At 61.4% G+C, this 26,630-nt stretch carries 25 protein-coding genes; 13 read left to right on the forward strand and 12 right to left on the reverse strand.

Features of this window, described 5'->3' with window-relative positions; genetic code table 11:
* Window positions 1-131: 131 nt before the first annotated feature.
* From gcsR to NJC40_RS00920, 6 genes are all read left to right on the forward strand, one after another.
* Window positions 132-1,649, forward strand: coding sequence for a transcriptional regulator GcsR (gene gcsR, locus NJC40_RS00895; RefSeq protein WP_045482881.1), 1,518 nt, complete (start codon window positions 132-134; stop codon window positions 1,647-1,649).
* A gap of 257 nt (window positions 1,650-1,906) precedes the next feature.
* Window positions 1,907-2,290, forward strand: coding sequence for a glycine cleavage system protein GcvH (gcvH, locus tag NJC40_RS00900; RefSeq protein ID WP_045482884.1), 384 nt, complete (start codon window positions 1,907-1,909; stop codon window positions 2,288-2,290).
* Between the two features lie 10 nt (window positions 2,291-2,300).
* Window positions 2,301-5,165: an aminomethyl-transferring glycine dehydrogenase gene (gcvP, locus tag NJC40_RS00905; protein WP_253140521.1), complete on the forward strand. Its 2,865-nt coding sequence runs from the start codon at window positions 2,301-2,303 to the stop codon at window positions 5,163-5,165.
* Window positions 5,166-5,246: 81 nt separating this feature from the next.
* Entirely contained in the window at window positions 5,247-6,371 is a 1,125-nt protein-coding gene (gcvT, locus tag NJC40_RS00910; protein ID WP_253140522.1) for a glycine cleavage system aminomethyltransferase GcvT, read from the forward strand.
* Between the two features lie 400 nt (window positions 6,372-6,771).
* Complete coding sequence (locus tag NJC40_RS00915) at window positions 6,772-6,984, forward strand: cold-shock protein (RefSeq protein WP_010220199.1); 213 nt, start codon at window positions 6,772-6,774, stop codon at window positions 6,982-6,984.
* 103 nt (window positions 6,985-7,087) lie between these two features.
* Complete coding sequence (locus tag NJC40_RS00920) at window positions 7,088-7,579, forward strand: RDD family protein (protein ID WP_253140523.1); 492 nt, start codon at window positions 7,088-7,090, stop codon at window positions 7,577-7,579.
* Between the two features lie 210 nt (window positions 7,580-7,789).
* Here the strand turns inward: NJC40_RS00920 and lptG are convergent, their stop codons facing one another.
* Both lptG and lptF read right to left on the reverse strand, forming a co-directional pair.
* Window positions 7,790-8,851: an LPS export ABC transporter permease LptG gene (gene lptG, locus NJC40_RS00925; protein ID WP_045482893.1), complete on the reverse strand. Its 1,062-nt coding sequence runs from the start codon at window positions 8,849-8,851 to the stop codon at window positions 7,790-7,792.
* A complete protein-coding gene (gene lptF / locus NJC40_RS00930) occupies window positions 8,844-9,965 on the reverse strand; it encodes an LPS export ABC transporter permease LptF (RefSeq protein ID WP_253111805.1) in 1,122 nt (373 codons plus the stop codon). The genes lptG and lptF overlap by 8 nt, the downstream gene beginning before the upstream one ends.
* Before the next feature lie 311 nt (window positions 9,966-10,276).
* Between lptF and NJC40_RS00935 the strand changes: the two genes are divergently transcribed.
* From NJC40_RS00935 to rlmF, 5 genes are all read left to right on the forward strand, one after another.
* Window positions 10,277-11,767, forward strand: coding sequence for a leucyl aminopeptidase (locus NJC40_RS00935; protein WP_045482899.1), 1,491 nt, complete (start codon window positions 10,277-10,279; stop codon window positions 11,765-11,767).
* Window positions 11,768-11,827: 60 nt separating this feature from the next.
* Window positions 11,828-12,256, forward strand: a complete 429-nt coding sequence (locus NJC40_RS00940) for a DNA polymerase III subunit chi (protein WP_045482903.1) — start codon at window positions 11,828-11,830, stop codon at window positions 12,254-12,256.
* Between the two features lie 7 nt (window positions 12,257-12,263).
* Window positions 12,264-12,692 carry a DNA polymerase III subunit chi gene (locus NJC40_RS00945; protein WP_253111803.1) on the forward strand — a complete coding sequence of 143 codons (429 nt, stop codon included), beginning with the start codon at window positions 12,264-12,266 and terminating at the stop codon, window positions 12,690-12,692.
* A 133-nt stretch (window positions 12,693-12,825) separates the two neighbouring features.
* Window positions 12,826-15,672 carry a valine--tRNA ligase gene (locus tag NJC40_RS00950; RefSeq protein WP_253140524.1) on the forward strand — a complete coding sequence of 949 codons (2,847 nt, stop codon included), beginning with the start codon at window positions 12,826-12,828 and terminating at the stop codon, window positions 15,670-15,672.
* 133 nt (window positions 15,673-15,805) lie between these two features.
* The gene (gene rlmF, locus NJC40_RS00955; RefSeq protein ID WP_253140525.1) at window positions 15,806-16,816 is read left to right on the forward strand and encodes a 23S rRNA (adenine(1618)-N(6))-methyltransferase RlmF; all 1,011 of its coding nucleotides are present in this window, start codon (window positions 15,806-15,808) and stop codon (window positions 16,814-16,816) included.
* 65 nt (window positions 16,817-16,881) lie between these two features.
* Here the strand turns inward: rlmF and NJC40_RS00960 are convergent, their stop codons facing one another.
* Both NJC40_RS00960 and NJC40_RS00965 read right to left on the reverse strand, forming a co-directional pair.
* A complete protein-coding gene (locus NJC40_RS00960; RefSeq protein WP_045482913.1) occupies window positions 16,882-17,163 on the reverse strand; it encodes an HU family DNA-binding protein in 282 nt (93 codons plus the stop codon).
* 67 nt (window positions 17,164-17,230) lie between these two features.
* Window positions 17,231-17,494, reverse strand: coding sequence for a hypothetical protein (locus NJC40_RS00965; RefSeq protein WP_253111800.1), 264 nt, complete (start codon window positions 17,492-17,494; stop codon window positions 17,231-17,233).
* 20 nt (window positions 17,495-17,514) lie between these two features.
* Here NJC40_RS00965 and yejK point away from each other — a divergent pair, with 20 nt between their 5' ends.
* Both yejK and NJC40_RS00975 read left to right on the forward strand, forming a co-directional pair.
* The gene (gene yejK / locus NJC40_RS00970) at window positions 17,515-18,516 is read left to right on the forward strand and encodes a nucleoid-associated protein YejK (RefSeq protein ID WP_253140526.1); all 1,002 of its coding nucleotides are present in this window, start codon (window positions 17,515-17,517) and stop codon (window positions 18,514-18,516) included.
* A 4-nt stretch (window positions 18,517-18,520) separates the two neighbouring features.
* Window positions 18,521-18,871 (forward strand): glutaredoxin domain-containing protein, encoded by a 351-nt coding sequence (locus tag NJC40_RS00975; protein WP_253140527.1) that lies wholly within the window; start codon window positions 18,521-18,523, stop codon window positions 18,869-18,871.
* Window positions 18,872-19,040: 169 nt separating this feature from the next.
* On the opposite strand, the gene NJC40_RS00980 is transcribed toward NJC40_RS00975, so the two are convergent.
* From NJC40_RS00980 to NJC40_RS01015, 8 genes are all read right to left on the reverse strand, one after another.
* Window positions 19,041-19,973: a glutathione S-transferase N-terminal domain-containing protein gene (locus NJC40_RS00980; protein WP_253140528.1), complete on the reverse strand. Its 933-nt coding sequence runs from the start codon at window positions 19,971-19,973 to the stop codon at window positions 19,041-19,043.
* 49 nt (window positions 19,974-20,022) lie between these two features.
* Window positions 20,023-20,325 (reverse strand): GIY-YIG nuclease family protein, encoded by a 303-nt coding sequence (locus tag NJC40_RS00985; protein WP_253140529.1) that lies wholly within the window; start codon window positions 20,323-20,325, stop codon window positions 20,023-20,025.
* Window positions 20,318-20,803, reverse strand: a complete 486-nt coding sequence (locus tag NJC40_RS00990; RefSeq protein WP_253140530.1) for a nuclear transport factor 2 family protein — start codon at window positions 20,801-20,803, stop codon at window positions 20,318-20,320. Before NJC40_RS00990 ends, NJC40_RS00985 begins: the two co-directional genes overlap by 8 nt.
* 68 nt (window positions 20,804-20,871) lie before the next feature.
* Window positions 20,872-22,131: a CynX/NimT family MFS transporter gene (locus tag NJC40_RS00995; protein ID WP_363321679.1), complete on the reverse strand. Its 1,260-nt coding sequence runs from the start codon at window positions 22,129-22,131 to the stop codon at window positions 20,872-20,874.
* 141 nt (window positions 22,132-22,272) lie between these two features.
* On the reverse strand, window positions 22,273-23,037 hold the full coding sequence (locus tag NJC40_RS01000; protein WP_045482932.1) for an amino acid ABC transporter ATP-binding protein: 765 nt from the start codon (window positions 23,035-23,037) through the stop codon (window positions 22,273-22,275).
* A gap of 10 nt (window positions 23,038-23,047) precedes the next feature.
* Entirely contained in the window at window positions 23,048-24,145 is a 1,098-nt protein-coding gene (locus tag NJC40_RS01005) for an amino acid ABC transporter permease (RefSeq protein ID WP_253140531.1), read from the reverse strand.
* 10 nt (window positions 24,146-24,155) lie between these two features.
* Window positions 24,156-25,337: an amino acid ABC transporter permease gene (locus tag NJC40_RS01010; RefSeq protein WP_045482938.1), complete on the reverse strand. Its 1,182-nt coding sequence runs from the start codon at window positions 25,335-25,337 to the stop codon at window positions 24,156-24,158.
* 72 nt (window positions 25,338-25,409) lie between these two features.
* Window positions 25,410-26,438 carry an amino acid ABC transporter substrate-binding protein gene (locus NJC40_RS01015; RefSeq protein ID WP_045482940.1) on the reverse strand — a complete coding sequence of 343 codons (1,029 nt, stop codon included), beginning with the start codon at window positions 26,436-26,438 and terminating at the stop codon, window positions 25,410-25,412.
* Window positions 26,439-26,630: the final 192 nt, after the last annotated feature.

Here is a 26,630-nt window from a genome sequence, read left to right on the forward strand (position 1 = left end):
GATTTGTGTACTTAACTGAACAGTATTGGAGTAAGCCTGCGGCACCCGGTTGACCGGACAGCAACCGTACAGGACGTGTTGGCAATCACAGGGCATACTGGCGCCCTCTTGAGCCTCCATGCCTGTTCATCATGCGCATCCATGTCTGCTTCATTGACCGTGTCGGTATCACCCAGGAAGTTCTGGCGATCCTCGGCAGCCGCAATCTGAACCTCGATGCCGTGGAGATGGTGCCGCCGAACGTCTATATCGACGCGCCGACGCTCAGCCCGAAGATGCTTGAAGACCTCAAGGACGCGCTGTTTCGGGTGCGCGGCGTCGAAGCCATTACCGTGGTCGACATACTGCCCGGCCAGCGTCGCCACCTACAGCTCGATGCGTTGCTGGCCGCCATGACCGACCCGGTGCTGGCACTGGACAGCGAGGGCCTGGTATTGCTGGCCAACCCGGCGCTGGTGGCGCTGATCGGTCGCGAGCCGGTGGGTGAGCCGGTGGGCACACTGCTCAACGACCCCGACCTGCAAGCCAGCCTGCGCGACAACGGCTTTCGGCTGCCCATGCGCGAAATCACGTTGGGCGGTGAAGCGCTGCTGCTGGAAACCACCCCTATCACCGAAGCCGGTGGCCTGCTCACCCTCTACCCGCCCAGCCGTATCGGCGAACGCCTGTCGGCCCTGCACCACGACCACGCTGAAGGCTTCGACGCGCTGCTCGGTGATTCTGCGCCCATCCGCACCCTCAAGGGCCGCGCCCAGCGTGTCGCAACCCTGGATGCACCACTGCTGATTCGCGGCGAAACAGGCACCGGCAAAGAACTGGTGGCCCGCGCCTCCCATGCCAGCAGCGCCCGGCATGGCGAGCCGTTTCTGGCATTGAACTGCGCCGCATTGCCTGAGAGCCTGGCCGAGAGCGAGCTGTTCGGCTACGCGCCGGGTGCATTTACCGGCGCCCAGCGCGGCGGCAAGCCGGGGCTGATGGAACTGGCCAACCGTGGCACGGTGTTTCTTGACGAGATCGGCGAGATGTCGCCCTATCTGCAAGCCAAACTGCTGCGTTTTCTCAGCGATGGCAGCTTTCGCCGGGTGGGCGGCGACCGGGAAATCAAAGTCGATGTACGCATCATCAGCGCCACCCACCGCGACCTCGAAAAGATGGTCGCCGAAGGCAGCTTTCGTGAAGACCTGTTCTATCGCCTGAACGTCCTCAACCTGCACGTGCCGCCGCTGCGCGAGCGCGGCCAGGATATTGTGCTGCTGGGGCGCTTTTTCATGCAGCAGGCCTGCACTCAGATCCAGCGCCCGCTCTGCCGCCTGACTGGCGAGGCGCAAAGCGCATTGCTTGGCTACCGCTGGCCGGGCAATGTGCGGCAATTGCAGAACGTCATCTTCCGCGCCGCCGCCGTCAGTGAAAGCTGCCAGGTGGAACTGGCCGATCTGGATATCGCCGCGACCGCAGTCGCCGGCCAGCCCGTCGAGACCGTCGGCAGCCTGGAACAGGCAGTCGACGGGTTCGAAAGGGACCTGCTGTTGCGCCTGTACGCTGACTACCCCTCGACGCGCCAACTCGCCAGCCGCCTGGGCACTTCCCACACCGCAATTGCCCACCGCCTGCGCAAGTACGGCATTGGTCAACAGACGACACGCACCTAGCCGTATCGAAATCAATACACCGTAACGATTTAAATACAGAGCCGCCCTGAGCACCCATCTGCAAGGCCGGCAACCGTTGCCTGCGACGCCTGCCAGCAACCTCGTATCGAAATCGTTACAGAGCAATAAGCCAATTTCCTTCAAAAAACCATCAAGCCTTTGATTTATATACAAAAAATTTAATTGGTCAGAAACTTGCTAGATGAGCGACATAGGGCATGCCCATGCAGCATGCCGTCGCCCCCCCAGGAGTTTTTATGAGCGAGTTGCGATTCACCGTTGAACACGAATGGCTGAGAACCGAAGCCGATGGCAGCATCACAGTCGGTATCACGCCTTATGCCCAGAATTCGCTCGGTGACGTGGTCTTTGTGCAACTTCCCGAATTACAGACCTACACTCAACACGCCGAAGTGTCGGTGGTGGAGTCGGTCAAGGCCGCCAGCAGCCTGTACATGCCCCTCGATGGCGAAGTGGTCGAGGTCAACCAGGCGCTTAGCGAGACCCCTGAGCAGGTCAACGAGGACGCTCTGGGTGCCGGATGGTTCTTCCGCTTTGTGCCGGCCGACGCCAGCGCCATCCATACTTTGCTCGATCAGGACGCGTACGACCGCCTGATCCAAGCCAACGCCGAAGCCTGAGGAGCACGTCATGAGTGATCGCATCGAGCTCAGCACCAACAACGAATTCATCGACCGGCACATCGGCCCGCGTGCAGCGGACGAGGCGGCCATGCTGCAGACGCTGGGCTACGACTCGCTGGAAGCACTGACTGCCAGCGTGATTCCGGAGAGCATCAAGGGCAGCAGCGTGCTGAACCTGCCGGCCGGGCAAAGCGAAGCTGACGCACTGGCGTCGCTCAAAGCCATTGCCGGGCAGAACCAGTTGTTCAAGACCTACATCGGCCAGGGCTACTACAACACCCATACACCAGCACCAATCCTGCGCAACCTGCTGGAAAACCCGGCCTGGTACACTGCCTATACCCCCTACCAGCCAGAAATTTCCCAAGGCCGCCTGGAAGCGCTGCTGAATTTCCAGACCCTGATCAGCGACCTGACCGGCCTGCCAATCGCCAACGCCTCCTTGCTTGATGAAGCCACTGCCGCTGCCGAAGCCATGACCTTCTGCAAGCGCTTGAGCAAGAACAAGGGCAGCAAGCAATTCTTTGCCTCCATCCATTGCCACCCGCAGACCCTCGACGTGCTGCGCACCCGTGCCGAGCCGCTAGGCATCAACGTGGTGGTGGCTGACGAAGCCGAGCTGGGCGATGTCAGCGATTACTTCGGCGCCTTGCTGCAATACCCGGCCAGCAATGGTGATGTGTTCGACTACAGCGAGTTGATCGCACGCTTGCACAGCGCCAATGCGCTGGTGGCCGTGGCTGCCGACCTGCTGGCCCTGACCCTGCTGACCCCGCCCGGCGAGTTCGGCGCCGACGTGGCGATCGGCACCGCCCAACGCTTCGGCGTGCCGCTGGGCTTCGGCGGCCCGCACGCGGCATACTTCTCGACCCGTGATGCGTTCAAGCGCGACATGCCCGGCCGTCTGGTCGGCGTCTCGGTTGATCGCCACGGCCAGCAAGCCCTGCGCCTGGCCATGCAGACCCGCGAGCAACATATCCGCCGCGAGAAAGCCACCAGCAACATCTGCACCGCGCAGGTGCTGCTGGCCAATATTGCCAGCATGTATGCCGTCTACCATGGCCCGCGCGGCCTGACCCGCATCGCCAACCGCGTGCACCGCCTGACCGCGATTTTCGCCGCCGGCCTGAACCCGCTGGGCCTGAAAGCCGAGCAGGAGTTCTTCTTCGACACCCTGACCCTCGCCACCGGCGCACGCACCGCTGAACTGCATGGCCGCGCCCGCAGCCACAACGTCAACCTGCGCGAGGTCGACAGCACGCATCTGGGCCTGTCGTTCGACGAAACCACCTCCCCGGACGACATCAAAGCCCTGTGGGCGCTGCTGGCCACTGACGGACAGGCGCTGCCGGACTTTGACAGCCTGGCAGCCAGCGCCACCTCGCGTCTGCCCCACGGCCTGCTGCGTCAGTCGGCGATTCTCGATCACCCGGTGTTCAACCGTTACCACTCCGAAACCGAGCTGATGCGCTACCTGCGCAAACTGGCCGACAAGGACCTGGCGCTGGACCGCAGCATGATCCCGCTGGGCTCGTGCACCATGAAGCTCAACGCCGCCAGCGAAATGATCCCGGTGACCTGGGCCGAATTCGGCAACCTGCACCCGTTCGCCCCGGCCGAACAAAGCGCCGGTTACCAACTGATGACCGACGAACTGCAGGCCATGCTCTGCGCGGCCACCGGCTACGATGCTGTGTCGCTGCAGCCCAACGCCGGTTCGCAGGGCGAATACGCCGGCCTGCTGGCGATCCGTGCCTATCACCAGAGCCGTGGTGACCAGGACCGTGACGTATGCCTGATCCCGTCCTCTGCCCACGGCACCAACCCGGCCACCGCCCAGATGGCCGGCATGCGCGTGGTGGTGACCGCCTGCGATGCACGCGGCAACGTCGATATCGAAGACCTGCGCGCCAAGGCTGTCGAACACCGCGACAAACTCGCTGCGCTGATGATCACCTACCCATCGACCCACGGTGTGTTTGAGGAAGGCATTCGCGAAATCTGCGCCATCGTGCATGACAACGGCGGCCAGGTGTACATCGACGGCGCCAACATGAATGCCATGGTCGGCCTCTGCGCACCGGGCAAGTTCGGCGGTGACGTGTCGCACCTGAACCTGCACAAGACCTTCTGCATTCCCCATGGCGGCGGCGGCCCGGGCGTCGGCCCGATCGGCGTCAAAGCGCATCTGGCGCCGTTCCTGCCGGGGCACCGTCATCTGGAACAGCAACAGGGCGCGGTATGCGCCGCACCGTTCGGCAGCGCCAGCATCCTGCCGATCACCTGGATGTACATCCGCATGATGGGCGGCGAAGGCCTCAAGCGCGCCTCGCAGATGGCCATTCTCAATGCCAACTACATTGCCCGGCGCCTGGAAGAGCACTATCCGGTGCTGTACACCGGCAGCAACGGCCTGGTCGCCCACGAGTGCATTCTTGACCTGCGTCCGCTCAAGGACAGCAGCGGCATCACCGTCGACGATGTGGCCAAGCGCCTGATCGATTTTGGCTTCCACGCACCGACCATGTCGTTCCCGGTGGCCGGCACGCTGATGATCGAACCGACTGAAAGCGAAGCCAAGGAAGAACTCGACCGGTTCTGCACAGCGATGATCGCCATCCGTGAAGAAATCCGTGCGGTGGAAAACGGCAGCCTGGACAAAGACGATAACCCGCTGAAAAACGCGCCGCATACCGCTGCCGAACTGACCGGCCAATGGGATCACCCTTACAGCCGCGAACAGGCGGTCTACCCGGTGGCTTCGCTGGTCGACGGCAAGTACTGGCCACCGGTCGGGCGGGTCGACAACGTCTACGGCGACCGCAACCTGGTCTGCTCCTGCCCGTCCATCGAGAGCTATCAGCAAGCCTGATCGTCTCGTTCACTTGCTTCTCTGGCAGGCCTGCCCCGGTTTTCCGGGACAGGCCCGCACATTCGCATTCAGGAATCGACCATGTCTGATCAACCGCTGCTGACCACCCCGCTGCACAGCCTGCACCGCGAACTGGGCGCCAGGATGGTGCCATTCGCCGGTTATGAAATGCCGGTGCAATACCCGCTCGGCGTCATGAAAGAACACCTGCACACTCGCGCCCAGGCCGGCCTGTTCGATGTCTCGCACATGGGCCAGATCCTACTCACCGGCAAAGACGCCGCCCGCGCGCTGGAAAGCCTGGTGCCGGTGGACATCATCGATCTGCCGCAGAGCATGCAGCGCTATGCGCTGTTCACCAATGAAGACGGCGGGATTCTCGACGATCTGATGGTTGCCCGGCTCAGCCCAGAGCAATTGCTGCTGGTGGTCAACGCCGCCTGCAAACAACAGGACCTGGCGCACTTGCGTCAGCACCTGAGCGGCCAGTGCCAGATCGAAGAGCTGTTTGAGCAACGCGCCCTGCTCGCCCTGCAAGGCCCGCAAGCCGCCACAGTACTGGCACGCCTGGCCCCGCAAGTTGCCAGCATGACCTTCATGCAGTTTGCCAGCGTGACCATTCTGGGCAGCGACTGCTATGTCAGCCGTTCGGGCTACACCGGCGAAGACGGTTACGAGATTTCAGTACCTGCCAGCGCCGCCGAAGCGTTGGCCCGGCGCCTGCTGGCCGAACCGGAAGTCGAGGCCATCGGCCTCGGTGCACGGGATTCACTGCGCCTGGAAGCCGGCCTGTGCCTGTATGGCCATGACATGAATAGTGACACTTCTCCCGTGGAAGCCAGCCTGCTATGGGCGATTTCCAAGGCCCGTCGCGCCGGCGCCGAACGTGCCGGAGGCTTTCCGGGGGCCGAGCGCATCTTCGCCCAACAGCAGGAAGGCGTGAGCCGCAAGCGCGTCGGTTTGTTGCCGCAGGAGCGCACTCCCGTGCGCGAAGGCACGCAAATCGTCGACGATCAGGGACGGGAAATCGGCCAGGTCAGCAGTGGTGGCTTCGGTCCAAGCCTGGGCGGGCCGCTGGCGATGGGCTATCTGGACAGCGCCTTCAGCGCTCTTGATACCCCGGTCTGGGCGCTGGTCCGTGGCAAGCAGGTGCCGATGAAAGTGGCAAAAATGCCTTTTGTTGCGCAACGTTACTTCCGCGGCTAAGCGCAGCGCCAAAAAACCAGCTGCATGCCTGCAGTCGTCACAGCTTTGTCGATGATCTTTCATGGTTCTGCAATAACATCGAATGGTCTGTTTTGTGCACCGCCCAAGTGCACAAAGCAGGCCAGATATGCGACTTGCCCCAAGCCGGTGAATTTTCTTTGGGTGCTGCTCAAGCCCTTTAAAATCCGGGGCTTCGCGGGGGCTTGTTTTTGTAACGAGAGTTGGCGTAGAGTGCCCTGACTGTGTTTGCATAGGTCGCTGAATCTGGACCTGGGCAGTAGCTCAAAGCTTTGCTACACCCGTTCTACGTTTCTTACTTCCTGCAACCAGCCCCAGTACTTTTTTGGCATTTCCGGCCGAAAGAGGCTGTCATTAATTCAAGCGTCAAGGAAATAAGAAAATGTCCCAACGTCAGAGCGGCACCGTTAAGTGGTTCAACGACGAGAAAGGTTTTGGTTTTATCACTCCTGAGAGCGGTCCGGATCTGTTCGTGCATTTCCGCGCGATTCAGGGCAACGGCTTCAAGAGCCTGAAAGAAGGCCAGAAAGTGACCTTCATCGCCGTGCAAGGCCAGAAAGGCATGCAGGCTGACGAAGTGATCGCAGAAGCCTAAGCAACTGCCTGATCGCCAAAAGCCCCTGGTATTGACTTACCAGGGGCTTTTTTATTGGCCAACCCCGCTACCATAAGTGCCTCTTCGTCAACGAGGCCTTGCCATGTCTACCCGCCTGCTCAAGCCTGAAGGCCCCTTCCCGCCCGCTGGCCTGTTACGCCGCCTCGCGGCGATCAGTTATGACTTGCTGCTGTGCCTGGCCGTGCAAATCGTCACTGCCTTTATCTACAAGTTGATCTGGATGGCTTTTGTCGGTGAAGCGCGCTTGCGTGAGCTGACCGAGTCCGGGGCAATGGATGGCGACCCTGTACTGTCTTCGCTGCTGTTGCTGGTGAGCTTTGCGTTCTTTGCCAAGTTCTGGACCCATGCGGGCCAGACGCTGGGCATGCAAGCATGGGGGGTGCGTGTGCAGAATGCCGATGGCAGCGCGATCAGTCTGACCCAGGCGCTGCTGCGCTTCATGGTGGCAATTGCCTCAGGGTTGTGTCTTGGGGCGGGGTTTGTGTGGGCGCTGTATGACAAGCAGGGGCGGACCTGGCATGACATCTATTCGAACAGTCAGTTGGTGAGATTGCCCAAGCGTACAGCTGGGTGATGTTCGGGTCGTTTGACAGCACTGGCGCAGGTGTTTTCGCCCGCCCTGCTTCGCCCTGGCGGGCGACAGGTTTGGCGTCGCCGCAGCCCAGTCAACTGCGGCAACGCCCTTTAACGTCAGCTACAGGCCAGCCAGATTCAGCGGTGATCCTGCACAGCAGCCGCCAGCAGAACCGGCCTCCCACAAAAGGGCGTGCACTGACTGTTCAGATCACCCCGCCCTACGCAGCAGCCACACCCCGGCCAAGGCACAAATCGCCGCCGGGACCAGCACCGCAAACAACGGCGAGAAGCCAAACACCAGGCTCGACGGGCCGAGCAAATCCTGGGCGATGCGGAATACAAAGCCCACCAGCACACCAGTGAATACCCGCTGCCCAAGGGTCACCGAGCGCAACGGGCCGAAGATGAACGAAATCGCCATCAGCACCAGCGCCACAGTGACCGCCGGTTGCAGCACCTTGGTCCAGAACGCCAGCCAGTAACGGCCGTTGTTGAGCCCCTGCTCAGCCAGATAATGCGCGTAGCTCCACAGCCCGGTGATCGACAGCGACTCCGGCGGCATGATTACCGTGCTGAGCAGTTGCGGGCTGAGGGAAACATCCCAGCGCTCATTCGGGGTCTTGATCACTTCGGTGTGTCCTTCACGGAAATGCGTGGTGCTGATGTCGCTCAGCTCCCAGTAGTTCTCGTGATAGCTGGCCTGGCGGGCGAAGCTGGCGCTCAGCATATGGCGCTGATCGTCGAAGCGATAACGGGTCACCCCGTACATCAAGCCATTGGGCTGGACGCTGTTGATGTGAATGAACTCATCACCCTGGCGGTGCCACAGGCCATGCTTGGCGCTCTGCGAGTTACCGGTGCCCTGTGCCAGCGAGCGGTCGGCCTGGGCCTTGCTCTCGGCGTAGGGCGCCACATATTCGCCAACCAATACGCCGACCAGCATCAGCGCCAGCATCGGCTTCATGACCGCCCAGACGATACGTCCGATGGACACACCGGCAGCGCGCATGATGGTCAGCTCGCTGCTGCTGGCCAGGGTACCCAGGCCGATCAGACAACCGATCAGCGCCGCCATTGGCAGCATTTCATAGACCCGGCGCGGCGCAGTGAACAGCACGAACGAGCCGGCATCGAGCAACGTGTAGTTGTCACCCAGGTCGCCCATTTCATCGATGAAAGCGAACAGCGAGGCCAGCCCCAGGATAATGCCCAGTACGGCAAGGATCGCCATGAAGACGCTCTTGCCGATGTAACGATCGAGCTTAACCATGAGCCACCTCCCCGGCCGTGCGGCGGGCGGCCAGCTTCAGGCGTAACGGCTCCCAGTACATCAGCCCCACGCCGATCGCCAGAAACAGGGCGTGAACCCACCACATGCCCAGCGCCATGGGCAGCTTGCCCTTTTCAAGGGCGCCGCGAACGGCGATGAGTATCGTCAGGTAAGCCATGTACAGAAGAATCGCCGGCAAGAGTTTCAGGTAACGGCCCTGGCGCGGGTTGACCCGCGCCAGCGGCACCGCCATCAGGGTCACGATGAACACCAGGATCGGCAGCGAGATGCGCCAGTGCAGTTCGGCCTGGTAGCGCGGCGTGTCGTTGCCGAACAGCTCGCTGCTCGGGATCGCATCGCGTTCGGTGACTTCGGCACTGATTTCAGGCTTGGGCAGCATCGCACCATAGGTGTCGTACTGAATGGCCCGGTAATTGGCCTCGCCAGGGTTGCCGTCGTAGCGGTAGCCGTTCTCCAGCACCAGGAAGCGACTGCCGTCCGGGCGCACTTCCTGACGGCCCTTCTCGGCAACCAGTACGGTAATGCCCCGTTCCTCGCTCTTGTCGTCGGACATCCGCCGCTCGGAGATGAACACACCGCCCAACTGGGTGCGGTCTTCGGACAGCTCTTGGGTATAGGTGATGCGGGTGCCGTCGCGCAGGGCCTGGAAGCGGCCCGGCACCAGTGTGTCGAACTCGGTCAGGGCGTCCTGCTTGTTGATCAGCACGGCAAATTGCGAGGCACCCTGCGGTGCCAGGCTGAAGCTCAGCCAGGCCACCAGCAGCGCGACCAGCGTCGCCGGGCCCAGGGTAATCGCCAGCAGGCGTTGCTGGCTCATGCCGGTGGCCGCCAGCACGGTCATTTCGCTTTCCAGATACAGGCGCCCGTAGGCCAGCAGAATGCCCAGAAACAGGCCCAGCGGCAGAATCAACTGCAGAAACCCCGGCAGGCGAAAGCCCATGATCATGAACAGCACGCCAGGGTCCAGTGCGCCGGAGGCAGCCTGGGCCAGGTACTTGATGAAGCGCCCGCTCATGATAATCACCAGCAGCACGGCGCTGACGGCGCTCAGCGTAACCAGCACTTCACGGGACAGATAACGAAAGACGATCAAACCAGACACTCCAGATTTGCCAGGCAGCGGCGGCCAGACAAGGAAAAAGACGAGCCACGGTAAAGGAATCATGCAGCAGGCTGCACGGTCCGGAAAAAATATGCGGCATTATCCTGTGATTGACTCCTTCTGTCACTTAACGACGGGGATAGTTCGTTCAGCCATCTCCTACAAATGCGTTACGGGGTTGTCAGCGGTTACATCGCAGGGTCAAACTGCGGGTCAGTCTATCCGCCAGACCTTTGACACAGGACGGCGCGTGCCACCTACCTCATTCATTTGCAAAGTTCACAGTCATTCGGGGACCCGACATGGAATTGGTTGTTAAAAGCGTTAGCCCAGAAACCCTGAAAACCGCAACGCTGGTTGTCGCCGTGGGCGAAGGCCGGACGCTGGGTGCGGCAGCCAAGAGTGTCGACGCCCTGAGCGGTGGCGCCCTGAGCGCCGTGCTCAAACGCGGTGACCTGGCCGGCAAGGTTGGCCAGAGCCTGCTGCTGCACAGCCTGCCCAACCTCAAGGCCGAGCGCGTGTTGCTGGTCGGTGTGGGCAAGGATGAAGAGCTGTCTGACCGTCAGTTCCGCAAGGTGATTGCCGGCATTCTCGGCACCCTCAAAGGTCTGGGCGGCAGCGATGCCGCACTGGCCCTGGACGAACTGAAGGTCAAGCACCGCGAAACCTACGGCAAGACCCGCCTGCTGGCCGAAACCCTGTTCGACGGCGGCTATGTCTTTGACCGTTTCAAGAGCCAGAAAGCCGAAGCGCGCAGCCTGAAGAAGATCACCCTGCTGACTGCCAAGGCCAGCACTGCGCAGGTAGAAAGCGGCGTGGCCCACGCCCGCGGCATCGCCAGCGGCATGTCGCTGACCCGCGACCTGGGCAACCTGCCGCCAAACATCTGCCACCCGACTTACCTGGGCGAGCAGGCCAAGGCGCTGGGCAAGGCGCACAAGAATCTCAAGGTCGAAGTCTTCGACGAGAAAAAACTCAAGGAACTGGGCATGGGCTCGTTCCTCGCCGTGGCCCAGGGCAGCGCGCAGCCACCACGCCTGATCGTGATGAACTATCAGGGCGCCAAGAAGAACGACAAACCCTTCGTGCTGGTCGGCAAAGGCATTACCTTCGACACCGGCGGCATCAGCATCAAGCCCGCCGCAGCCATGGATGAAATGAAGTACGACATGTGCGGCGCCGCCAGCGTATTCGGCACCCTGCGCGCGGTACTGGAGCTGCAACTGCCGATCAACGTGGTGGGCATCATTGCCGCAGCCGAGAACATGCCGAGCGGCACCGCGACCCGCCCTGGCGACATCGTCACCACCATGAGCGGCCAGACCGTCGAGATTCTCAATACCGACGCTGAAGGCCGCCTGGTGCTGTGCGACGCACTGACCTACGCCGAGCGCTTCAAGCCGCAGGCGGTCATCGACATCGCAACCCTGACCGGCGCCTGCGTGGTCGCTCTGGGCGCCCACACCAGCGGCCTGCTGGGCAACAACGATGGCCTGATCAACCAACTGCTCGATGCCGGCAAGCTGGCGGACGACCGCGCCTGGCAACTGCCGCTGTTCGATGAGTACCAGGAGCAGCTCGACAGCCCGTTCGCCGATATCGCCAACATCGGCGGCCCGAAAGGCGGCACCATCACCGCCGCCTGCTTCCTGTCGCGCTTCACCAAGAGCTACAACTGGGCACACCTGGACATCGCCGGCACCGCCTGGACCAGTGGCGGCAAGGACAAGGGCGCCACTGGACGTCCGGTTCCCCTGCTGACCCAGTACCTGCTGGACCGCTCGGGCGTTTGATCAACCTGCCGCGCCTGATGGGCCTGTATCAATGCGGGCGCGGCCGTTTGCGGAACTGACATGCCCCAGATCGACTTCTATATTTTACCCAGCCCGGCCAGCGAGGCCCGGCTGGACTTTGCCTGCAAGCTCACGGAGAAGGCCTGGCGGCTTGGCCATCGGGTCTACCTGCATTGCAGCGACGCCGCCCAGCGCGATGATCTCGACGCGCGCCTGTGGCGCTTCAAGGGCGAAAGCTTCGTGCCCCACGGCGATGCCGAAACTGACCACCAGGCCCCCGTGGTTCTGGGCCTGGGCGATGCGGCGGGCGAGCATCGGGATCTGCTGATCAACCTCGATTTGCAGATCCCGGCATTTTTCAAGCAATTTGCCCGGGTTGCCGAGGTCGTAATCGAAGACCCGGCTGTTCGCCAGGCGGCGCGGACCTGTTTTCGCACCTACCGCGAACAGGGCTATGCTCCGCAAGACCACCGACTACAGCGTCTTTGAGTAAACGATGGATACTTCAAAAAAAGCTGAATCCGCGCATCTGCTGGACGATCTCGAATCGATCCGCAAGCTGCTCGGCGACGAGAACCTGCAACCGCCCCTGCTGACCGAAACGGTTCACTACGAAGAACAGATCCCGTTGCTGTTCGATGTGGTCGAAAGCCCGCCCCAGCCGCCGGTACACCTTGCCGACCCGGCTGACGCTGCCCCCGCACAACAGGCTACAGCAGCGCTGCCCGCCGCCGAAGCCCCCACCCCCGACGTACCGCCCAGTGTCGACGCCCTGCTGCACCTGGACAGCGAGCTGCGCTCGGCCGCGCAATTGATCATGCAGGACGTCATCAGCGACTTCGCCCCGCATATCGAAACCGAGATCAAGCGGCGTCTTGAAGCACGGCTGGAACGACTGCTGGCCAGCACCGGCAATAAAAACTGAGCCCAGCAACCCATAGCGGCTGATTCAACCCAATCGCCGCTTTGGGCCTGGCGCTTGCCACTGGTGGCTTGCAGCTCCACCACAGGGGTATACTTGCCGGTTTCCGAATCAATGCCACAGGTTCCCGCCGCGCATGGACAAGACTTACCAGCCGCACGCCATCGAAACTTCCTGGTACCAGACCTGGGAGTCCGAGAACTACTTCGCTCCGCAGGGCTCGGGTGACTCGTACACCATCATGATCCCGCCGCCGAACGTGACCGGCAGCCTGCACATGGGCCATGGCTTCAATAACGCGATCATGGACGCGCTGATCCGTTTCCGCCGCATGCAGGGTCGCAACACCCTGTGGCAACCAGGCACCGATCACGCCGGTATCGCCACCCAGATGCTGGTCGAGCGTCGCCTTGAAGCCCAAGGCCTGAACCGCCATGAACTGGGCCGCGAGAAATTCCTCGACAAGATCTGGGAATGGAAAGCCGAGTCCGGTGGCAACATCAGCCGCCAGATCCGCCGTCTGGGCTCTTCGGTGGACTGGTCCCGTGAGCGCTTCACCATGGACGACGGCATGTCGGCCGCCGTCCAGGAAGCCTTCGTGCGCCTCTACGAAGACGGCCTGATCTACCGTGGCAAACGCTTGGTGAACTGGGACACCAAGCTGCACACCGCGATTTCTGACCTGGAAGTGGAAAACCACGACGAGAAAGGTCACCTGTGGAACCTGCGTTACCCGCTGGCTGACGGCGCAAAAACCGCCGAAGGCAAAGACTACCTGGTGGTCGCCACGACGCGCCCGGAAACCATGCTGGGTGATTCGGCGGTGGCCGTTAACCCGGCTGACGAACGCTACCAGGCATTGATCGGCAAGTTTGTCGAGCTGCCGCTGGTAGGTCGTCGCATTCCGATCATTGCCGATGACTATTGCGACCCCGAGTTCGGCACCGGCTGCGTCAAGATGACCCCGGCCCATGACTTCAACGACTATGAAGTCGGCAAGCGTCACAACCTGCCGCTGATCAACATCTTCGACAAGAACGCTGTGGTGCTGGCCAAGGCCCAGGTGTTCAACATCGATGGCAGCCTCAACGAGAGCCTGGACAGCACCCTGCCCACGCAATTCGCCGGCCTGGACCGCTTCGAGGCACGCAAGCAGATCGTCGCCGCCTTCGACGCTGCCGGCCTGCTGGTCAGCGTCGATGACCACGCGCTGAAAGTGCCGAAAGGCGACCGCTCCGGCACCGTTATCGAGCCATGGCTGACCGACCAGTGGTACGTGTCGACCAAGCCTCTGGCCGAGCCTGCCATCGCCGCCGTCGAAGACGGCCGCATCCAGTTTGTGCCCAAGCAGTACGAGAACATGTACTTCTCCTGGATGCGCGACATCCAGGACTGGTGCATCAGCCGTCAGCTGTGGTGGGGTCACCGTATTCCGGCCTGGTACGACCAGTCCGGCAAGGTCTATGTCGGTCGCGACGAAGCCGAAGTGCGGGCCAAGAACAACCTGGGCGCCGACGTGGTTCTGAATCAGGACAACGACGTGCTCGACACCTGGTTCAGTTCGGGTCTGTGGACCTTCTCCACCCTCGGCTGGCCAGAGAAGACCGAAGCGCTGAAGACCTTCCACTCCACCGACGTGCTGGTCACCGGCTTCGATATCATCTTCTTCTGGGTTGCGCGGATGATCATGCTCACCATGCACCTGGTGAAAAATGACGACGGCACCGCTCAGGTTCCGTTCAAGACCGTCTACGTCCATGGTCTGGTACGCGATGGCCAGGGCCAGAAGATGTCCAAGTCCAAGGGCAACGTGCTTGACCCGCTGGACATCGTCGACGGCATCGACCTGGAAACCCTGGTGCAAAAACGCACCAGTGGCCTGATGCAGCCACAACTGGCCAAGAAGATCGAGAAGCAGACTCGTCAGGAGTTTGCCGAAGGTATCGCCAGCTACGGCACCGACGCCCTGCGTTTCACTTTCTGCTCGCTGGCCTCCACCGGCCGCGACATCAAGTTCGACATGGGCCGCGTCGAGGGCTATCGCAACTTCTGCAACAAGATCTGGAACGCTGCGCGCTACGTGCTGGACAAGGGTGAAGACTGTGGCCAGAACGGCGAAGCCTACGAGCTGTCGCTGCCTGATCGCTGGATCATCTCCCAGTTGCAACGCACCGAAGCCGAAGTGACCCGCCAATTGGAGCAGTTCCGCTTCGACCTGGCCGCCCAGGCGCTGTACGAGTTCATCTGGAACCAGTACTGCGACTGGTATCTGGAGCTGTCCAAGCCCGTGCTGTGGGACGAGAACGCATCGGTCGAGCGCCAGCGCGGCACCCGCCGCACGCTGGTGCGCGTCCTGGAAGTCGCTCTGCGCCTGGCGCATCCGTTCATGCCGTTCATCACCGAAGAAATCTGGCAGCGCCTGGCGCCGCTGGTCGGTGCCGAAGGCAAGACCATCATGCTCCAGCCATGGCCGGTGGCCAACGAGACCCGTATCGACGAGGCCGCCGAAGGCGACATCGAATGGCTCAAAGGCCTGATGCTGGCGGTGCGTAACATCCGTGGCGAAATGAACATCGGCGCTGGCAAGCCGCTGCAACTGTTCCTCGGCAACAGCAACGCCGAAGACGTGCGTCGCCTGCACGACAACGAGCACCTGCTCAAGAAGCTGGCCAAGCTCGAGTCGATCACCGTTCTGCAGCCCGGTGCCGAAGCGCCGCTGTCGGCCACCGGCCTGGTGGGCGAAATGCAGGTGCTGGTGCCAATGGCCGGGCTGATCGACAAAGGCGCCGAGCTGGCGCGGCTGGACAAGGAAATCCAGCGTCTGCAAGGCGAAGTGCAACGCGTGGGCGGTAAATTGTCCAACGCCGCCTTCGTCGACAAGGCCCCTGCCGACGTGATCGCCAAAGAGCGCGCCAAACTGGCCGAAGCCGAACAGGCGCTGGCCAAGCTGGCCGAGCAGCACGCCCGTATCAGTAGCCTGTAAGGCCGTGATACACCGAGCCAGCCCGTTCACGGGCTGGCTTTTTTATTCACTGCGCTGACGCATTCGCGAGCACGTTCCCCCTTGTGGGAGCGAGCTTGCTCGCGAATAGGCCAGACACCGCCGGACTCGCGCCATGACCGACCGCATCAAGCCGCCACGCAACAAACCGCAACGCCAGACCAAACCCGCCGTACCGCGGGAAAAGGCCACTCTGCACCCGCGCAACCGCCATCAAGGCCGTTACGACTTTGCCGCCCTGATCAAGAGCAGCCCGGAGCTGGCCGATTTCGTTATCCTCAACCCCTATGGCAAGCAAAGCATCGACTTTGCCAACCCGCAGGCGGTACGGGTCTTCAACCGCGCCTTGCTCAAGGCCCAGTACCGGATCGCGCATTGGGACATCCCGGCCGATTATCTGTGCCCGCCGATTCCCGGTCGGGCTGACTACCTGCACTTGCTGGCCGACCTGCTGGCCCGCAGCAATCAGGAGCAGATTCCACGCGGCGCAGCGATCAAGGTGCTGGACATCGGCACCGGCGCCAATTGCATCTATCCACTGCTGGGCCATGCCGACTACGGCTGGCATTTCACCGGCTCGGAAATCGACCACACCGCCCTAGCCGCCGCGCAGACCATCGTCAAGGCCAACAAGCTGAGCAAGGCCATCGAGCTGCGTCAGCAAAGCGACCGCCAGCACATCCTCAGCGGCCTGCTGGGCGCCGATGAGCGCTTTGACCTGAGCATGTGCAACCCGCCATTCCATTCGTCCCGTGAAGAGGCAACACGGGGCAGCCAGCGCAAATGGAAAGCGTTGGGCAAGGCCGACCCCAAGCGCAAGCTGCCGGTCCTCAACTTCGGTGGCCAGGCGCAGGAGTTGTGGTGTGAAGGCGGTGAGATCGCGTTCGTGACCCGCATGATCGACGAAAGCGCGCTGATCCCCGAACAGGTGCTGTGGTTCAGCACCCTGGTGTCCAAGGCCGCCAACCTGCCGCAGATCCAGCAACACCTGAAAAAGATCGGCGCCTTTGATGTCCAGGTGCTGGAGATGGGCCAGGGCCAGAAACAGAGCCGCTTCGTGGCCTGGACCTTTCATGACCTGCAAGAACAGGCCAAGTGGCGTGCCGAGCGCTGGCCGACAGCCTGAAAGTCACCCACAAAAAAGCCGTGACTGGAGACCCAGTACACGGCTTTTCTGTTGCAAGCGGATGCTTACTTGTTGATCGCGTCGCTCAGCACTTTGGCTGGTACGAACTTGACAACTTTCTTGGCAGCGATTTCGATGGCAGCGCCAGTCGAAGGGTTGCGGCCGGTACGAGCTGGACGCTCGCTGACTTTCAGCTTGCCGATACCTGGAAGGGTAATTTCAGCACCGTTTTCCAGTTGATCAGCAACGATCTGGCCCAACTGCTCGAGAGCGTTACGCGCAGTGGTCTTAGGCGCGTCGATAGCGTCTGCGATATCGGCGATCAACTGGTCTTTGGTAAGAGCCATGTAGTGTTCCTTCCCTATAAAATTCATATGGATTGCAGAGTGCGACGTCGGCCATTGGCAGCCACGATCAATCGAGAAATGTAGATACTGAAACCTGAAATTGGTTCGCCAGCACGCACACAAACTGCATGCCTGACGCGCTGAAGTGCGCAGGACGGCGCAAAACTAGCACAGAGCCAAGCAAATATCCGCCTCTGACTTTCCTTTTGGTCAGGTTTTGCGGGCTTTTAAGGCAAAAATAAGTAAAAAAATCTTTGCTGGCTGAAAAACCACCACACCCGGCCATTTTCAGCAGCCCTGCGTTACACTTGCGCGCCTGAGCGTTTTTCATTTTTTTCAGCCGAGACTTCCATGCCGATCCGTCATTGCATCGTCCATTTGATCGACAAGAAACCTGACGGCAGCCCCGCAGTCCTGCATGCCCGCGACTCGGAGCTGGCCGAATCGATGGCCATCGAAAACCTGCTCGCCGACCTCAATGAAAGCTACAACGCCAAGCAGGGTAAAGCCTGGGGGCTGTTCCATGGCGAGTCAGGAGCCTATCCGTTCAGTGGCTGGCTGCAAGAGTATCTGGCCGGCGGCAAGGACTTCACCGGGTTCTCGCGCATTGCGGTCGAGCACCTGCAGAAGCTGATGGAGGAATCCAACCTGTCGACCGGCGGCCACGTGCTGTTCGCCCATTATCAGCAAGGCATGACCGAGTACCTGGCCATCGCCCTGCTGCATCACAGCGAAGGTGTCGCGGTCAATGACTCCCTGGACGTCACCCCGTCGCGGCATCTGGACCTGAGCCAGTTGCACCTGGCGGCGCGGATCAACATTTCCGAGTGGCAGAACAACAAGCAGTCCAAGCAGTACATTTCGTTCATCAAGGGCAAGAATGGCAAGAAGGTTTCGGAGTACTTCCGCGACTTCATCGGCTGCCAGGAAGGTGTCGACGGCCCCGGCGAAACCCGCACCCTGCTCAAGGCATTCAGCGATTTTGTCGAAAGCGAAGACCTGCCCGAAGAAGCCACCCGCGAGAAAACCAAGGCGCTGGTTGACTACGCCAGCAGCCAGAGCAAACTCGGCGAACCGATCGGCCTGGAGGAGTTGTCAGAGCTGATCGACGAAGAACGCCCCAAAGCGTTCTACGACCATATCCGCAACAAGGACTACGGCTTGTCGCCAGAGATTCCGGCCGATAAACGGACCCTGAACCAGTTCCGTCGGTTTACCGGCCGCGCCGAAGGCTTGTCGATCAGCTTCGAGGCTCACCTGCTGGGCGATCGTATCGAGTATGACGAAGACGCCGGCACGCTGATCATCAAGGGTCTGCCAACCCAGTTGACCGACCAGTTGAAGCGCCGCTGAGCCCATGCTGCAACGCACCCTCAAGAAAGTTGCGCTGATCCTGCTGGTGGTGGTGATCTACCAGAACTGGGGCAAGATCGAACACTTCTTCAACCCGCCAGCGGCCAGCGACGCACAACGCTACAGCCAAGCCAGGGTGGTGATGTACTCGACGCCTTGGTGCGGCTACTGCAAGCAGGCGCGGCGCTTTCTCGACAGCCAGGGCATTGCCTTCAAGGAATACGATATCGAGGCCTCGACAGAAGGCCGCACCGCTTACGAGGCGCTCGGTGGCCGGGGTATTCCCATGCTGGACGTGAACGGCACCCTGCTCCGGGATTTTGCCCCGGAGCAGATTCAGAAGGCATTGCAGTAGGAGCGGCCGGGCGACGGCGAAAGGGCCAGTAAAACCGGCACATCTGCTGTGGATGTGCCGCAGCATTCGTCGGCTAAGCCGACTCCCACCGGGCCGCGCTGTCCTTAACTGATCGGCATTTGTCCTACGGCGTCACGCGTTACAGCGCCACGGCGGCGACGAACGCCGGTCAGCGCCTCTCGATCCTGAAGCCCAGACGCGGAAAGTGTACGTGTACGATCCCGGCGCGCTCATCTTCGCGGCGCAGAATCAGTTCTTCACGGCCGCTGAACACCAACTCGCCCTCCACCGCATCAACGCCGTAATCAATGGCCCCAATCGCTACACGATCACCGACAGCCCAGCCATTGGGGTCGGTGAAGCGTTCTTCCGGCACATCAATTGGGGTGGTATTACGAGCCACTTCGATAGCCTCTTGCGCGGTCATGGCGGTCAGCGTGCCGTGGCCGAAGCCTTCAACCCGTTTGAGCCAGGCCAGAACGTTCGGGTAATCGTCCACCGCTGCCGCGGTCAAGGGCGCCTGACGCAGGAACCACAGCGGGTGAGCCGCCGCGAAGTCGGCAAGCGACGGCTCGCCAAACAGATAATCGCCACTGCGCTGCAATTGCTGCTCCAGCCGACTCAGGAGAGCCGGCCACTGATGCCTGGCCTGCTCCAGCGGCAGACGCGCCGCCGTACCGCCGGCAAACAACCCCGCACGATCAGCCTTGAATGCCTCCACCGCTGCCGCCGGTAACCTGGCAAAACGCTCGGCCAGTACCTCAGGCTGGAACACCTGGGCGACCGCGTGCTGGAACAGGGTGGCGTCGGCCCAGGCGGCCAGCCCGGCAACGACAAACTCGTGCCCTATGGGAAACAGCGCAGGCGTGGCCTTTTCCTGCTCAAGACGGCGGGCGATCAGGGCCGTATCGCAATAGATATCAGCGCCCACTTGCAGCACCGGGGTCTTGCGGTAGCCGCCGGTCAAGGCGATCAGATCGGGTTTGGGCATGACCGGGGGAATGAACACCGAGCGCCATGACAGGCCTTTGAAGCCCAGCATCAGGCGGGCTTTTTCGGCAAATGGCGAGGCGGGGTAATGGTGCAGGATCAATTCGGACATGGTCGCTTCCTTGATTGGCGAGACCACAGCTTAGTTGTTCGCGCAACGATCAGCCCAGTGACTGAACGGGCAATTGCCAGTCTGATCGGGCCAGTGCTTCCTTGGCGCTCTTGCGCAGCTTCTTGATCAAACGCTCCTGGCGCAAGGCTTCGGCCTTGCTCGGCCAGGACTCGACATAGGCCAGCGCCAGCGCCGGGCTGGAGTGGAAAAAGCGTGCGCCCTTGCCACTCTGGTGCTGGTTGAAGCGACGCTGCGGATCGTCGCTGATACCGCAATACAACGAGCCGTTGGCAGCCCGGACCAGATAGACAAACCAGGGCTTGGCCACCGGTGCCGCGAGGGTTTCAGGCATTGCGTTGGTACGCCTTGAGGCCCTTGTGCGCCTGAGCACGAATGGCGTTTTGCACCAGCGGCGTCCAGCCCAGCAGCAGCCCCTTGGCGCCCAACGCCTGACGCGACCAGCGCCACAGGTCAAAGTGGTCATGGTGCTCGCAGATTTTGCCGTCACGGAACACGAAGCGCGCCTGGATATCATTGACCACGGTACGCCCGGTCTGGCTGAACAGGTAAGTCGCCACCCAGTGCGCCGCGCCGCTGCGCCCGTCGGCGCGCACGTTGTCGAAGCTGACTGAAAAGTCTTTGGCACGCGCGGTCAGCATGCGCCACATGTCGCCCGCTTCACGACCACGCAACTCGCCGAACACCGGGTCGCTGAACAGCACATCGTCGCTGTAGCAGGCGCTCATGGCCTCAGCGTCCAGCCGGCTGAACGCCTCGTAAAAACGCGTAATCAAGGCTATATGGTCCTGGCTTTGCTGCTCATCACTCATCGCTGCGTCTCGTTCAGGAAAAGATCTGTGCACAATAGGCAGCCAATGGCCACTTGTCATGGGGCATATCAGACCTTTTCACAGCTGACCTGGACCTGCAGGTTGCGTCCTGCGCCCAGCGCCGCGATCATCGCGCCGAGACCGAGCACCGCGAAGACCCAGCCGATGGCATCCCAACTGCCGGTCATCTCATGCACCAGCCCCACCGCGAACGGTCCCGCCGAGGCCAGGGTATAGCCAACCCCCTGGGCCATGCTCGACAGGTTGGCGGCGATATGCGAGTTGCCCGAACGCAACACGATCAGCGCCAGCGCCAGGCTGAACGTGCCGCCCTGCCCTACGCCCAGCGCGATGGCCCAGCCCCATAGACCGTCCAGCGAGGCGTACAGGCAACCGAACAACCCCGCCAGGGTCAGCGACATGGCGATGATCACCGCCAGCCGCTGGTCTTTGCAGCGCGCCGCCAGCCCAGGCACGGTCAAGGCGCTGATCACTTGCATCATGATCGAGCCGGACAACAGCAATCCGGCCTGGGTCGGGTCGAGGCCGCGGCCGATCAGCACAGAAGGCAACCAGCCGAAGACAATGTAAGACAGCGATGACTGCAGGCCCATGTACAGAGTTACCTGCCAGGCCAACGGATCACGCCATAGCCCCTTGACCCGATAACGGGCTTGTTGCACGGCATGCCGGGCACGGGTCTGCGGCCACCAGAGCACGGCGGCAATCAGCGCCGGCACACACCAGACCCCGAGACTGATGGCCCAGCTGTTATCAAAACGATGGCTCAGCGGCACGCTGCTGGCGGCGGCCAACGCTGCGCCCAGGCACAGCGCCATGGTGTAAACGCCGGTCATGGTGCCGGCTTGTTTGGGGAAATCGCGCTTGACGATACCAGGCAGCAGCACGCCGATGACGCCGATACTTGCGCCGGCCAACAGGCTACCGGCAAACAGCCCGAATACCCCCAGGTGACTGCGCAGCAGGATGCCAGCAGCCAGTAACAACAACACCCATAACACCACCTGCTCGCTACCGAAACGCCGGGCCAGCAGCGGGGCAAGCGGGGCGAACAAGCCCAGGCACAACACCGGCAGGGTGGTCAGCAGGCCAGCATCGGCCGCAGACAACCCCAATGCCACAGACACGTCATTGAGCAATGGCGCGATACTCGACAACGCAGGGCGCAGGTTCAGCGCCACCAGCACCAGCCCCAGCAGCAACAGCCAGGTGCGCGCCGGCTGCGGCGCAGGCGTCAGCGTTACGGTCTCGGTCAGGGTATCGGGGCGGTCGTGGGGCGGCTGGGCAGTCATTGAATCCTCAGACATCAGGTAACACCCCTTGGCAGAAGGGGGCAAGTATCCTGTTGGAGAGGCGCGAGGATTACAAGGTTCAGCCGGCTGGAGCTTGGGTTGCGGGGCTAAAAAACCCGGGCACCAGGCCCGGGTTCTTTATCGCTCAAGCGTCGATCAATGAATGATCTGGCTCAGGAACAGGCGGGTACGGTCGCTTTGCGGGTTATCGAAGAAGTCGTCAGGTGCAGCCTGTTCGACGATTTCGCCGCGGTCCATGAAGATCACGCGGTTGGCCACGGTCCGGGCAAAGCCCATTTCGTGGGTTACGCAAAGCATGGTCATGCCCTCTTCGGCCAGGCTGACCATGGTGTCGAGCACTTCCTTGACCATTTCCGGGTCCAGTGCCGAGGTTGGCTCGTCGAACAGCATGATTTTCGGTTTCATGCACAAGGCGCGGGCGATCGCCACACGCTGCTGCTGACCACCGGAGAGCTGACCTGGGTACTTGTTGGCCTGCTCCGGGATACGCACACGCTGCAAGTAGTGCATGGCGATCTCTTCGGCTTCCTTCTTCGGCATCTTGCGTACCCACATCGGTGCCAGGGTGCAGTTCTGCAGAATGGTCAGGTGCGGGAACAGGTTGAAGTGCTGGAACACCATGCCCACCTCACGGCGGATGGTTTCGATCTGCCGCAGGTCCGAGGTCAGCTCAGTGCCATCAACGATGATCCGGCCCTGCTGGTGTTCTTCCAGACGGTTGATGCAGCGAATGGTGGTGGACTTGCCCGAACCGGACGGGCCGCACAGCACGATACGCTCGCCCTGGCGAACATTGAGGTTGATGTCCTTGAGCACATGGAACTGGCCATACCACTTGTGCACGCCTTCCAGGCGGATCATGCCTTCAGCGCCCAGAGGCTTTTTGACTGCTTCACTCATCACGAAACTCCTAACGCTTGTGGCCAGTGTCCAGCTTGCGCTCCAGATGCATGGAGTAGCGGGACATACCGAAACAGAAAATCCAGAACACCAGGGCCGCGAACACGTAGCCCTCGGTCGCCATGCCCAGCCAGGTCGGGTCGGCCGCAGCCTGCTTGACGCTGTTGAGCAGGTCGAACAGACCGATGATGATCACCAGGCTTGTGTCTTTGAACAGGGCAATGAAGGTGTTGACGATGCCGGGAATCACCAGCTTCAGGGCTTGCGGCAGAATCACCAGGCCCATCGCGCGCCAGTAGCCCAGGCCCATGGCCGCAGCGGCTTCATACTGGCCCTTGGGAATGGCCTGCATGCCACCGCGCACCACCTCGGCGATGTACGCCGACTGGAACAGGATCACGCCGATCAGCGCCCGCAGCAGCTTGTCGAAGTTCATGCCTTCAGGCAGGAACAGCGGCAGCATCACCGAGGACATGAACAGCACGGTGATCAGCGGCACGCCACGCCAGAACTCGATGAAGGTCACGCAAACCACCTTCACCGCCGGCATGTTCGAACGCCGCCCCAGCGCCAGCAGGATACCCAGCGGCAAAGCACCGGCGATACCCACCGTGGCGATCACCAGGGTCAGCATCAGGCCGCCCCACTGGCTGGTCGGTACGGTGCTCAGACCGAACGCACCGCCGTGCAGCAGGTAGAAGGCAATGATCGGGTACAGCACCAGAAAGCTCAGGCCGTAGACCGCCTTGCGCGGCACCGCCTTGATGAACAGCGGCGCGATACCGACGATGGCCAGGATCACGGTCAGGTCGACGCGCCAGCGTTGGTCGCCGGGGAAGTAACCGTACATGAACTGCCCGAAGCGCTGCTCGATGAACACCCAGCAGGCGCCCGCCTTGGTGCAGTCGGCGCGGGTTGTGCCGCTCCAGTTCGCATCCAGAATGGCCCAGTTGATGATCGGTGGCAGAATCAGCCAGACCAGATATAGCGAAAACAGCGTCAGCAGCGTATTGAACCAGCTTGAAAACAGGTTCGAACGCATCCAGCCGATCACCCCGACAGTGGCCTTGGGTGGCGCCAGATTAGGTTTGAAAATATGTGTGCTCATGCGCGTTTCCTCACCGCTCGATCAGCGCAATGCGCTTGTTGTACCAGTTCATCAGCAGAGAAATGCTGATGCTGATTGCCAGGTACACGCTCATGGTGATGGCAATGACCTCGATGGCCTGACCGGTCTGGTTCAGCACGGTTCCTGCGAACAGCGAGACCATCTCCGGATAGCCGATACCGGCCGCCAGGGACGAGTTCTTCACCAGGTTCAGGTATTGGCTGGTCAGCGGCGGAATGATCACCCGCAGTGCCTGAGGAATGATCACCTTGCGCAGGGTCGGACCAGGACGCAGCCCAAGCGAGCGAGCCGCCTCGGTCTGGCCGTGGCTCACCGACTTGATGCCCGACCGCACGATCTCGGCGATGAACGCCGCGGTATATACAGTCAGGGCCAGAGTCAGGGCCAGCAGTTCAGGGATCAGGACCCAGCCGCCGACAAAGTTGAAACCGCGCAGCTCAGGCATTTCCCAGTGCACGGGCACGCCGAATACCAGCATGCTCAGGCCCGGAATGGCCAGCAGGATGGCAAGGCCGGCCCAGAACTTGTGGAACGGCTCGCCGGTCAGTTCGAAACGCTTGTTGGCCCAGCGGCTCATCAGGACAGTGGCGATCACCGCCACCACCAGGCTGACCACAAAGGCGGTCATGCCTTCGGCCGCCAGGGCTCTTGGCATGTTCACGCCGCGGCTGCTGACATAGAACATGTCGAGGTAACCATGGGCATTGCGTGGCCCGGGCAGGGTCAGGAATACCGCGAAGTACCAGAACAGAATCTGCAGCAAGGGCGGAATGTTACGGAAAACCTCGACGTAGACAGTTGCCAGCTTGTTGACCATCCAGTTGGGCGACAGGCGGGCGATACCGATGACGAACCCCAGCAGGGTTGCCAGAATGATGCCGATAAACGATACCAGCAAGGTGTTGAGCAATCCGATCACGAAGACCCGGGCGTAGCTGTCCGCTTCGGTGTAGTCGATCAGGTGCTGGGCGATGCCGAAGCCGGCACTGCGCTCCAGAAAGCCGAAACCAGAGGTGATGCCACGGTGTTCCAGGTTGGTCTGGGTGTTATCGAAGAGAAACCAGCCCAGGGAGATCACCGCTACGACGGTGATGATCTGGAATAGCCAGGCGCGCACTTTGGGGTCGCTCAGGGTGAGCTTTTGTTTAGGTGCGTCGATTTTATTCTGCATGAAATGCCCCGGAATAAATAAACATTACAAGACGCCCGACCACCTCTTCAGGTGGTCGGGCGCTGGGTCATATCAGCGGATCGGTGGAGCGTACTGGATGCCGCCCTGGTTCCACAGAGCGTTCAGGCCACGCTTGATTTTCAGCGGGGTGGTTTCGCCCAGGTTGCGCTCGAAGACTTCGCCGTAGTTACCAACCTGCTTGACGATCTTCACTACCCAGTCTTTTGGCAGTTTCAGGTCTTTGCCGTACTCGCCGTCAGCACCGAGCATACGGGCAACATCAGGGTTTTTGGTCGACTTGGCTTCAGCTTCGACGTTCTTGGAGGTTACACCGGCCTCTTCGGCGTTGAGCATGGCGAACAGGGTCCACTTGACGATGGAGAACCACTCTTCGTCGCCTTTACGCACGACCGGGCCCAGAGGCTCCTTGGAAATGACTTCCGGCAGTACGACGTAGGACTCCGGGCTGGCCAGCTTGCTGCGCTGTGCGTACAGCTGCGACTGGTCGGAGGTCAGCACGTCGCAACGGCCGCTTTCCAGCGACTTGGCGCTTTCGTCGGAGGTGTCGAAAGTGATCGGGGTGTACTTCAGGCCGTTGGAGCGGAAGTAGTCGGAGACGTTCAGCTCGGTGGTGGTACCGGCCTGAATGCACACGGTGGCGCCGTCCAGTTCCTTGGCGCTCTTGACGCCCAGTTTGTTGTTTACCAGGAAGCCGATGCCGTCGTAGTAGGTTACGCCGGCGAACACCAGGCCCATGCCTGAGTCACGCGAGCTGGTCCAGGTGGTGTTACGCGACAGAATGTCGACTTCACCCGATTGCAGGGCGGTGAAACGCTCCTTGGCGTTCAGCTGGCTGAACTTGACCTTGGTGGCGTCACCGAACACGGCAGCCGCTACTGCGCGGCAGACGTCCGCATCGATACCGGTGATGGTGCCCTTGGCATCAGGAACGGAGAAGCCTGGCAGACCATCACTGACGCCGCACTGTACGAAGCCTTTCTTGACCACCGCATCGAGGGTTGCGCCAGCATTGGCTGCACCGGTTACACCCAGTGCGGCTACAGCAGTCACTACAGCCAGCGTGGATTTCAACATCTTCATTCATAACCTCCGGATTGCTCTTTGTTGTTTGGAGCTTCAGTCACGTCGCACCCTTGTGAGGCATCAATGACCCGTGTTGGCTTGTTTTTGGGTCATGCGACGTTGGGTCTGTTCATGTGGGCTCAGGATCTCCCTGGCACCGCCTGTAACCGTTACCCGCAGTCCCGCGGACCAAAGCTCCCTGATTGTTCC

Origin of the sequence: Pseudomonas sp. 21LCFQ02 (genome assembly GCF_024129895.2) — a bacterium.
Classification (GTDB): domain Bacteria; phylum Pseudomonadota; class Gammaproteobacteria; order Pseudomonadales; family Pseudomonadaceae; genus Aquipseudomonas.

What these genes read in the sequence shown, in the direction of transcription:
- gcvT (WP_253140522.1), top strand. Translation starts at nt 5,247, where the DNA reads ATGTCTGATCAACCGCTGCTGACCACCCCGCTGCACAGCCTGCACCGC.
- yejK (WP_253140526.1), top strand. Translation starts at nt 17,515, where the DNA reads ATGCCGATCCGTCATTGCATCGTCCATTTGATCGACAAGAAACCTGAC.
- NJC40_RS00995 (WP_363321679.1), bottom strand. Translation starts at nt 22,131, where the DNA reads ATGTCTGAGGATTCAATGACTGCCCAGCCGCCCCACGACCGCCCCGAT.
- NJC40_RS00960 (WP_045482913.1), bottom strand. Translation starts at nt 17,163, where the DNA reads ATGGCTCTTACCAAAGACCAGTTGATCGCCGATATCGCAGACGCTATC.
- NJC40_RS00915 (WP_010220199.1), top strand. Translation starts at nt 6,772, where the DNA reads ATGTCCCAACGTCAGAGCGGCACCGTTAAGTGGTTCAACGACGAGAAA.
- NJC40_RS00990 (WP_253140530.1), bottom strand. Translation starts at nt 20,803, where the DNA reads ATGAGTGATGAGCAGCAAAGCCAGGACCATATAGCCTTGATTACGCGT.
- gcvH (WP_045482884.1), top strand. Translation starts at nt 1,907, where the DNA reads ATGAGCGAGTTGCGATTCACCGTTGAACACGAATGGCTGAGAACCGAA.
- rlmF (WP_253140525.1), top strand. Translation starts at nt 15,806, where the DNA reads ATGACCGACCGCATCAAGCCGCCACGCAACAAACCGCAACGCCAGACC.
- NJC40_RS00920 (WP_253140523.1), top strand. Translation starts at nt 7,088, where the DNA reads ATGTCTACCCGCCTGCTCAAGCCTGAAGGCCCCTTCCCGCCCGCTGGC.
- NJC40_RS00935 (WP_045482899.1), top strand. Translation starts at nt 10,277, where the DNA reads ATGGAATTGGTTGTTAAAAGCGTTAGCCCAGAAACCCTGAAAACCGCA.
- NJC40_RS00975 (WP_253140527.1), top strand. Translation starts at nt 18,521, where the DNA reads ATGCTGCAACGCACCCTCAAGAAAGTTGCGCTGATCCTGCTGGTGGTG.
- NJC40_RS00980 (WP_253140528.1), bottom strand. Translation starts at nt 19,973, where the DNA reads ATGTCCGAATTGATCCTGCACCATTACCCCGCCTCGCCATTTGCCGAA.
- NJC40_RS01010 (WP_045482938.1), bottom strand. Translation starts at nt 25,337, where the DNA reads ATGCAGAATAAAATCGACGCACCTAAACAAAAGCTCACCCTGAGCGAC.
- lptG (WP_045482893.1), bottom strand. Translation starts at nt 8,851, where the DNA reads ATGGTTAAGCTCGATCGTTACATCGGCAAGAGCGTCTTCATGGCGATC.
- NJC40_RS00945 (WP_253111803.1), top strand. Translation starts at nt 12,264, where the DNA reads ATGGATACTTCAAAAAAAGCTGAATCCGCGCATCTGCTGGACGATCTC.
- NJC40_RS00950 (WP_253140524.1), top strand. Translation starts at nt 12,826, where the DNA reads ATGGACAAGACTTACCAGCCGCACGCCATCGAAACTTCCTGGTACCAG.
- gcsR (WP_045482881.1), top strand. Translation starts at nt 132, where the DNA reads ATGCGCATCCATGTCTGCTTCATTGACCGTGTCGGTATCACCCAGGAA.
- NJC40_RS01000 (WP_045482932.1), bottom strand. Translation starts at nt 23,037, where the DNA reads ATGAGTGAAGCAGTCAAAAAGCCTCTGGGCGCTGAAGGCATGATCCGC.
- NJC40_RS00965 (WP_253111800.1), bottom strand. Translation starts at nt 17,494, where the DNA reads ATGAAAAACGCTCAGGCGCGCAAGTGTAACGCAGGGCTGCTGAAAATG.
- NJC40_RS01005 (WP_253140531.1), bottom strand. Translation starts at nt 24,145, where the DNA reads ATGAGCACACATATTTTCAAACCTAATCTGGCGCCACCCAAGGCCACT.
- NJC40_RS00985 (WP_253140529.1), bottom strand. Translation starts at nt 20,325, where the DNA reads ATGCCTGAAACCCTCGCGGCACCGGTGGCCAAGCCCTGGTTTGTCTAT.
- NJC40_RS00940 (WP_045482903.1), top strand. Translation starts at nt 11,828, where the DNA reads ATGCCCCAGATCGACTTCTATATTTTACCCAGCCCGGCCAGCGAGGCC.
- NJC40_RS01015 (WP_045482940.1), bottom strand. Translation starts at nt 26,438, where the DNA reads ATGAAGATGTTGAAATCCACGCTGGCTGTAGTGACTGCTGTAGCCGCA.
- gcvP (WP_253140521.1), top strand. Translation starts at nt 2,301, where the DNA reads ATGAGTGATCGCATCGAGCTCAGCACCAACAACGAATTCATCGACCGG.